7 protein-coding genes and 1 pseudogene are annotated in these 8473 nt (G+C 36.7%); 1 reads left to right on the forward strand and 7 read right to left on the reverse strand.

Going from position 1 to position 8473, the window contains the following annotated elements:
• From Q1553_RS01415 to ppsA, 7 genes and pseudogenes are all read right to left on the reverse strand, one after another.
• A pseudogene (locus Q1553_RS01415) lies at positions 1–590 on the reverse strand (bifunctional phosphoribosylaminoimidazolecarboxamide formyltransferase/IMP cyclohydrolase PurH); the annotation flags it as partial.
• 22 nt (positions 591–612) lie between these two features.
• Positions 613–1686 (reverse strand): LptF/LptG family permease, encoded by a 1074-nt coding sequence (locus Q1553_RS01420; RefSeq protein ID WP_115550702.1) that lies wholly within the window; start codon positions 1684–1686, stop codon positions 613–615.
• Positions 1683–2270 carry an aminoacyl-tRNA hydrolase gene (pth, locus tag Q1553_RS01425; RefSeq protein ID WP_297601428.1) on the reverse strand — a complete coding sequence of 196 codons (588 nt, stop codon included), beginning with the start codon at positions 2268–2270 and terminating at the stop codon, positions 1683–1685. Before pth ends, Q1553_RS01420 begins: the two co-directional genes overlap by 4 nt.
• A gap of 4 nt (positions 2271–2274) precedes the next feature.
• A complete protein-coding gene (locus tag Q1553_RS01430; RefSeq protein WP_115550704.1) occupies positions 2275–2811 on the reverse strand; it encodes a 50S ribosomal protein L25/general stress protein Ctc in 537 nt (178 codons plus the stop codon).
• A 64-nt stretch (positions 2812–2875) separates the two neighbouring features.
• On the reverse strand, positions 2876–3880 hold the full coding sequence (locus Q1553_RS01435) for a transaldolase (protein WP_115550705.1): 1005 nt from the start codon (positions 3878–3880) through the stop codon (positions 2876–2878).
• Positions 3881–3890: 10 nt separating this feature from the next.
• The gene (serB, locus tag Q1553_RS01440; protein WP_297571544.1) at positions 3891–4514 is read right to left on the reverse strand and encodes a phosphoserine phosphatase SerB; all 624 of its coding nucleotides are present in this window, start codon (positions 4512–4514) and stop codon (positions 3891–3893) included.
• A gap of 130 nt (positions 4515–4644) precedes the next feature.
• Complete coding sequence (ppsA, locus tag Q1553_RS01445; protein WP_115550707.1) at positions 4645–7068, reverse strand: pyruvate, water dikinase; 2424 nt, start codon at positions 7066–7068, stop codon at positions 4645–4647.
• A gap of 190 nt (positions 7069–7258) precedes the next feature.
• Here ppsA and purL point away from each other — a divergent pair.
• Positions 7259–8473, forward strand: a 1215-nt coding sequence (gene purL / locus Q1553_RS01450) for a phosphoribosylformylglycinamidine synthase subunit PurL (protein ID WP_300842698.1), incomplete at its 3' end; no start/stop codon positions are given.

An 8473-nucleotide genomic window follows, 5' to 3' on the forward strand; every position in this document is an offset into this window, starting at 1 on the left:
GATTCTCCAAATCCGTCATTGAATCGCTTATTCATATAATTTGCAATAGTGCAATCATAATGCGCAGTATGCTCGTAAGCCTTAATCATCATCTTTTGACGAAATTCCAATGTATTTTGGTTGTTTTGAAGCCGCATTAAGACTTCGTTGTAATCCGCAGGATTCGTGAGGATTAGCACGGATTCAAAATTCTTTGCCGCAGCACGCACCATTGAAGGTCCGCCAATATCTATGTTTTCAATGATTTCTCCAAAATCCTCTGTGCGCTCTATCGTGGCTTTGAAAGGATAAAGATTAACACAGACTAAAGAAATATCACGGATTCCAAACTCTTGCGCCTTTACTCTATCCTCTGCGTTCTCCCGCCGATAAAGAATCCCGCCGTGAATTTTTGGGTGCAAAGTCTTGACTCTCCCATCAAACATTTCTGGACTTTGCGTGTATTTTGCGACATCTAATGCCTGAATATTGTTTTCTTGCAAAACCTTTAATGTCCCGCCTGTGGATAGAATCTCATAGCCAAGATTTAACAAGCCTTTTGCAAACTCTACAATTCCGCTTTTATCACTTACACTTAAAAGTGCCGTCATCTTTACTCCTTCTTTATTAGATTTATGCCTTTATCATTTTAAATAATGCCCAAAAACTTACTAAACATAGCATAAAAATAGGCAATAAAATGCTAAATTCTGGCTGCAATAAACCACTAATAGATAATCTTGAAAAACTAAAAAAGATTCCCCAACTCATTAAAACCGCTAAAATCATTTCCAAGGTAATGAGGCTTAGATTTGCGTAACGATTAGAGTTTGGAGTAAAATTAGCGAGACAAATCATTGCAAGAGGTGCAAAAAGCGGAAAAAAGATTAAATTATAAAGTAATCCGCGAATTTTTTGTGTATTAACCCCCTGCTCTTTTAAAAGCATAATTGCTTCGTATGCGTCAATAATGGAGATATTACCCTTTCTTTCATAAATATTTTCCAAAATTTTGGGTTTAAAGCCATGCAAGGTTGTATAACTCTCTTCGTTTTGAATGGTCAGCGGATTTTGCCCAATCTGCAAAATGTTATCAAAATTTGTAATCGTAACATTTTGCAGATTCCATTCTTCCCCATTAAAAACCGCTTTTTGAGATTCTATCATACGCAAAATTAGGCTGTTGTCTGTGTTAAACTCATAAATCTGCACATTCTCTGCACTTTGTAATAAGGGAAAAATCTTTTCAAAGTAAATATAAGTATTGTTGTATTTCACAAATAAATCCCTTTTGACATTACCTAAGAAACCTTCATTAATAATCAAATCTACCTGCTCTTTTGCATAGGCAAAAGATGTTGCATTAAACGCAATAAAACAAAAAGTCATTAAAAAACTAAGCATAAAAATTGGCAAAAAAATCTTAATTTTTGAATAACCAAGTGCTAAAAATGCAGTCCATTGTGAATTTTTAAGTAAAACAATCATAAGCACAATTTGTGCTAAAATCAAAGAAAGTGGCAAGATAAATTGACTCGCATACATAAAATCATAAACCAACAAAAGCACGATTAAATTCGCAGAATTCGGAAGCTCATCTAAATACTTTACTAAATCAATCACAACGAAAAAACATTCTAATGAAACAAACAAAAAGAAAAAATATTTTAAATACAAGAATCCAATATAACGAAAAAATAAGCTCATTTAACTTCTTTGTTTTGGGGTTGCGGTGTTAAAGTCAAGAGGCTAGAGATTCTATTAGCTAGTTCTTTGGGGGATTCTAATTGTGTAATTTCTAATGCCGCTTTTGTGCAATGTGCAATTAAAGCAGGATTTGCTGCTTGCTCTTGTGAATCAAAATCACTTAAAACCCAATGCGTTACTTGCTCTTTTACTATGGGTTTGCCTATTCCATAGCGAATCCTATAATATTCATTGCCACATAAAGCATCAATGGATTTTAATCCATTGTGCCCCCCACTTCCTCCACCAAATTTAAATTTCACTGCTCCAAAAGGCAAATCTAGCTCATCGTGAATGACTAGAAATTCATTGATTTTATAAAAATTTCTAACACTTTGCACGGATTCTCCCGATAAATTCATAAAAGTTTGAGGTTTTAAGAGGATAGTTTGATTTGATTTATAAACTTCACCTTGAAAGTTTTTATCACTTTGCCTTGTGGCATTAAGGGAATAGATTAAGGAATCCACGACTTTAAAGCCGATATTGTGTCTGTTGTTTTGATATTTTTGACCCGGATTCCCTAAACCTACAATGAGAAACATTTTATTAGCGGGATTTAATCACACCAACAATTGCTACATCATCGCGTTCAACAATTTTTACTCCTTCAAATGTTGGCAAATCTCTTACAAGAACAACATCTCCTACATCTAAATCTGTTACATTGATTTCATAATTTTTTGGTAGGTTTTCAGGTTTGGATTTGACTTTGATACGTTTTTTAGACATCATCAAAACACCTTTATTTTTGAGACCTTTTGGAGTTCCAACCGTGCGAACTTTAACAGAATATTTTGCCTCAACTCCTTGTTGTGCAAGCATTAAATCCACATGGATAATTTCGCTTGTAATAGGGTCTTTTTGATATTCTTGAATTACGACAGGATATTTTTGTGCGCCAACTTCTACTTCAAAAATTAAATCTGTTTTGCTTTTTATTTCACGAATAAAAGCATTGCGTTTAAAAGCACAATGGATATTTTCTTTGCCTTTTCCATAGATATTGGCAATTAGATAACCATTTTTTCTTAAAGCCTTGACATCAGACTTAGAAATACTCTCTCTAATTATTCCACTTAACATTGTGTATCCTTAAAATTAAAATAAGCCTGCCATTATAGCGGATTTTTTTAAAACTTGATTTAAATTATTCCAAACTTGCTAAAATCTTTCCAAAAGCGACTTTAAAATCCTCCAAGCCCTGCTCCAATAGTTCTTTACTGACTTTATTTAAATCCACTCCCGCTTCTTTCACACTCGCAAAAAATTCTTCTAATTCGTCCATATCTGGCAAATAGGCTTCCTCTACATCTCCTAATTCCATAAAAGCATTTAAGGCAGTCAGTGGTGCGGTATTCACTGCATAGGGGTGATAGAGCTCCTTGATGTAATACACAGGCTCTAAGTCTTCGCCTTTGACGCCTGTGCTAGCAAAAAGTGCCCGCACGCCAGAGAGAGAATAACTATTAAGGATATGATATAAATATTGCGCATTTTTAATCCCCAAAGTTGCATTTGGGATTCCTTTTTCTTGTAGGATAGAATCACATTTGCGGTCAAAACGTGAAACAAAAATACTTACAACTGCGCGAGGAAAGTCTTTTAATTCTTTCTTGCTTGTTTGCTTAAGCTGTTCGTAACCCTTTTTAAATGCCTCCATACAACCTACTACTTGTTCTTTGTTGAAAACCAAAGTTGCATTGACGGAGATTCCTTGAGCAATGAGTTCTCCCATCGCTCCAAAGCCTGCTTTTGTAGCTGGAATCTTAATCATCACATTAGGATAACCAATATCATTAAACAAGCGCACACCCTCTTCAATCGTTGCTTTTGCATCTTCACACAGATTAGGATCTACCTCAATGCTAATATAACCATCATTGGGATTTGCATCGTAAAGTGGCTTAAGTAACTCTGCGGCGCGTTGAATATCTGTTTTGGCAAGTGCTTCATAAATTTCTTTTGGGCTTTTGCCTTTCAAAGAATCTTTTTGCGCTTGATAACTTTCGCTTAAAAAAGCTTGTTGGAAAATAGTCGGGTTACTTGTCGCACCCTCTATCAAATCGCCCTCAATCATTTTAATAAAGTCATTTTCCAAAAAATCTCTTTCTATAAAATCACACCAAAGTGAAAGCAATGCACTTTCTTGCATATTATCCTCCTTAATCTAAATATGTTTTGATAAGCATTAAATCTTTTTTATCAATAATGATATTTGCAGCCTCTTGCAAAACTATGTTTGCGCAAAATGCTACTTTTTTACTAGCATATTTGAACATAGAAATATCATTTGCGCCATCACCAATTACTATCGTTGTTTCGTAAGTCGCATTCAATAAGATTTGCAATTTTTCAAGTATGCGCCCTTTAGAATACGCAAACATCATTTCTCCGCCTACTTCTCCTGTCAATATATTATTTTTACGATGCAAAATATTGCTAAAATACATATCATAACCTAATGCTTTCTGCCCTGCACTCACTGCTTCATCAAATCCACCGCTAAAAACCACAATTTTATAATCACGTGTTTTTAATTCTGCAATTAATTCTTTCGCGCCCGGATTATAGCGCAAATGATTGCACACGGCATAAACCTTTTCTAAAGGCATACCCTTTAAAGTCGCTACACGTTTTTTTAAGCTATCATAAAAATCTAATTGACCCGCCATTGCTTCTTTTGTGATTTTACTTACTTCCGCTTCGCTATTGTTAGCACGTGCTAACAAATCAATTGTTTCGCCGTCCATTAAAGTGGAATCAAAATCAAACACTGCAAGTTTCAAACCAATCCTTAATTTTAAAATAATAACTATTATACAACGTCAAAAATATAAAAGTATTTCAAAAACGAAGTTTAATTTATTTTTTTAGGTTTTTTAAAGCAAGTAGAGCTTAAAGCTCTACTTTTAGCCTTTAAGAGATTCCGAGTTTCTTTTCAAGCTGAACAATTCTGTCCCAAGTTTCAATCATAGAATCAGGATTAAGAGAAATAGAAGTAATGCCATTTTCTACTAAAAATTCTGCAATTTCTGGATAATCGCTCGGGGCTTGTCCGCAGATACCGCAGTATTTATTGTGTTTTTTACAAGATTCAATTGCCATTTTAAACATTTTTAATAATGCTGGATTGCGTTCATCAAAAATATGGCTCACTAACTCACCATCTCTATCCACTCCTAAAGTAAGTTGTGTTAAGTCGTTAGAACCGATAGAGAATCCATCAAAGAGTTGCAAAAACTCGTCCGCTAAAACCACATTGACAGGCAATTCACACATCACATAAATCTCCAAACCATTTTCCCCTTGCACCAAGCCATTTTTGCGCATAATATCAAGCACTCTGCGCCCTTCTTCAGGTGTTCTTAGGAATGGAATCATAATTTTCATATTAGAAAATCCCATTTCATTTCGCGCCATAGCAAGTGCTTCGCATTCCCATTCAAACGCTTGTCGGTATTGTTCAGAATAATAGCGACTTGCTCCACGATAACCAATCATTGGATTCTCTTCGTTAGGCTCATAATCTTTTCCACCCACCATACGACAATATTCGTTGGACTTAAAGTCGCTTGTGCGCACAATGACGGGTTTTGGATAAAATGCAGAAGCAATCATTCCAACGCCCTCTGCAATCTTTTTAACAAAAAAGTCTTTTGGATTTGCATAGCCTGACATAATTTCTCTTACGCTTTCTACGCCATCAAATTCTTTATTGCCATTATGCAAGTCAATCAATGCCAAAGGGTGTGCTTTGATGTAATTGTTAATAATAAATTCCATTCTAGCAAGCCCTACACCATTGTTTGGAATCATAGAAAATGAAAAAGCTTTTTCAGGATTCCCGATATTCATATAGATTTTAGTTTTTGGTTGCTCTAATGTGCTTAAGTCAATTTTTTCTACTTCATACTCATACACGCCATTATATACAAAGCCATCTTCACCTTCTGCACAAGAGACGGTAACTTCCATACCTGTTTCTAACTTTTCTGTTGCACCCACTGCCCCAACAATTGCTGGCACACCAATTTCGCGTGCGACAATCGCAGCGTGGCAAGTGCGCCCCCCGCGATTCGTAATTACTGCTGCCGCTTTTTTCATTGCGGGTTCCCAATCGGGGTCTGTATTATCGGTTACAAGAATCTCTCCTTGTTTTAATTCGCCCATATTAGAGATATTATCAATCACGCGAATTTTTCCGATTCCAATCTTGCCGCCTACTGCTTTACCAGTTAGCAGAATCTCTTTGTCGCCTTTATCTTTAAGGAAATATTTTTCAAAAGTATTACTTTGTTTTTTCATCTTTTGGCTTTGCACAGTTTCGGGACGTGCTTGCACGATGAAAATTTCTCCGCTATTTCCATCTTTTGCCCATTCCATATCCATTGGACGATATTCACCTGCTTCCTTAGAATAATGTCTCTCAATCAACATTGCATACCGCGCTAGAGTCAGCACTTCATCATCTTCTAGCGAGAAGCTTTTAAGCTCTTCTTCAGTGGTTTCAATGTTTTTGGTTGGATGTTTTGCGCCTGGGGCTGCATACACCATTTTAATATTTTTAAATCCTAACTGACGCTTTAGAATCGGTCGTTTTCCTAGCTCCAAAGAAGGCTTGAAGACATAAAATTCGTCAGGATTCACGGTTCCACCCACGACATTTTCTCCAAGCCCCCAACTAGAAGTGATGAAAACTGCGTCTTTAAAGCCTGTTTCTGTATCAATACTAAACATAACACCGGAGCTTCCTTTATCTGAACGCACCATTTTTTGCACTCCGACAGAAAGGGCAACTTTAAAATGGTCAAATCCTCTTGAAGCACGATAACTCACAGCTCTATCTGTGAAAAGCGAAGCGAAGCAAGATTTTACATAATGGATTAGTTCCGTTTGACCTTGCACGCTCAAATAAGTGTCTTGTTGTCCTGCAAAACTCGCATCGGGCAAATCCTCCGCGGTTGCAGAGCTTCTAACTGCCACATCAGCCTCTTCCATTTTGTATTCTTCGCTCAAGATTTTATAGGCTTCTAAAATCTCTTTGCGTAAATCTTCTGGCAATGGTGTGCCAAAAATCATATCGCGAATTTTTTTGGAGCGAACATTTAATACATCAATTTCTGTTACATCAATCCCATCAAGCAATTCTTTGATTTTCTCTCGAATCCCTGCACTATCTAGCAAATACCAATATGCCTCACTTGTAATCGCAAAACCATTAGGAACTTTGATTCCCATTGGCACAAGCTCTTGAAACATCTCTCCGATACTTGCATTTTTTCCCCCAACAATAGGGACATCTTTGTTGTTTAGCTCTTTGAAAAACTTGATGTATTTCATCTTAGATTTCTCCTTAAAATTCCTGCTGAAAAATTGTTTTAAAAATAAAACGCGAATATTTTACTGAATTTAACTTTATCTCAATCTTAGTTTATCTATACTTTATGCGTCATTTGATAAACTTTCATTGATTTTGCAAATTTTACACACCAAAGACACAAAATTGCATTTTTTTATTGTAAGGAACAAAATGGAAAACCTATCCCAAGTCTTGAAGCAACATAAATTAGCACAAGAGGATTATCATAAAATTTTAAGTATCTTAGGACGAGAACCTAATCTTGTAGAACTTGGTATCTTTTCGGCTATGTGGAGCGAACATTGTAGCTATAAATCTAGTAAAATTTATCTTAATGGCTTTCCTACACGCGCTCCTTGGGTTCTTCAAGGACCAGGAGAAAACGCTGGTGTCATTGATATTGGAGGAGGATATGGAGCAGTCTTTAAAATGGAATCTCACAACCACCCAAGCTTCATTGAACCCTATGCGGGAGCTGCAACGGGCGTAGGTGGAATTATGCGTGATATTTTTACAATGGGTGCTAGAGTCGTTGCGAGCTTAAACTCCATTCGCTTCGGCGATATTACCAAGAAAGATTCCATAGGCGCGAAGCACCGCTATTTGTTGCGTGGCGTTGTCGCTGGAATCGGAGGTTATGGAAATTGTATGGGTGTGCCAACTATTGGCGGGGAGATGAGTTTTGAACCTAGTTATGAAGGAAATATCCTTGTCAATGCCTTTTCTCTTGGAATTGTTAAAAATGATGAAATATTTTATGGTAAAGCAGAGGGAATCGGAAACCCTGTGATTTATGTTGGCTCTAAAACAGGACGCGATGGCTTGGGCGGGGCGGTAATGAGTAGTGATTCTTTCAGTGAGGATTCTAAATCCTTGCGCCCAACGGTGCAAGTGGGCGACCCTTTTACTGAAAAGTTGCTTTTGGAAGCTTGTTTGGAGCTTTTTAAACAAGATTTAATTGTTGGAATCCAAGATATGGGAGCAGCAGGACTTACAAGCTCTAGCTTTGAAATGGCAGGACGCAGTGGAAGCGGAATGGTAATGCACTTAGATAAAGTGCCTATGCGAGAAGAGGGAATGACGCCTTATGAGCTAATGCTTAGTGAATCTCAAGAGCGTATGCTAATCTGTGCCAAAAAAGGCTGTGAAGCAAGAATTATAGAAATTTTTTCCAAATGGGAATTAGATTGTGCAATTATCGGTGAAGTAACTAATAGCGGCAAAATGGAACTCTTTTGGTATAACGAAAAATGCGCAGAGATTCCTATTGCTCCTTTGAGTGAAAAAGCACCTGTGCTAGAAAGACCCGTGAGCAAAAATCCGCATTATTTGGATTCTATCGTATCTTTAGATGAGAAAAGCTTGCGCACACAGGAATCTCAAAAA

Source organism: Helicobacter sp. UBA3407, assembly GCF_949747025.1.
GTDB classification, from domain to species: domain Bacteria; phylum Campylobacterota; class Campylobacteria; order Campylobacterales; family Helicobacteraceae; genus Helicobacter_D; species Helicobacter_D ganmani.

Bases quoted from the DNA above. Each gene is read 5' to 3' on its own strand.
- Q1553_RS01420 (WP_115550702.1), bottom strand. From the start codon at position 1,686: ATGAGCTTATTTTTTCGTTATATTGGATTCTTGTATTTAAAATATTTT.
- pth (WP_297601428.1), bottom strand. From the start codon at position 2,270: ATGTTTCTCATTGTAGGTTTAGGGAATCCGGGTCAAAAATATCAAAAC.
- Q1553_RS01430 (WP_115550704.1), bottom strand. From the start codon at position 2,811: ATGTTAAGTGGAATAATTAGAGAGAGTATTTCTAAGTCTGATGTCAAG.
- Q1553_RS01435 (WP_115550705.1), bottom strand. From the start codon at position 3,880: ATGCAAGAAAGTGCATTGCTTTCACTTTGGTGTGATTTTATAGAAAGA.
- ppsA (WP_115550707.1), bottom strand. From the start codon at position 7,068: ATGAAATACATCAAGTTTTTCAAAGAGCTAAACAACAAAGATGTCCCT.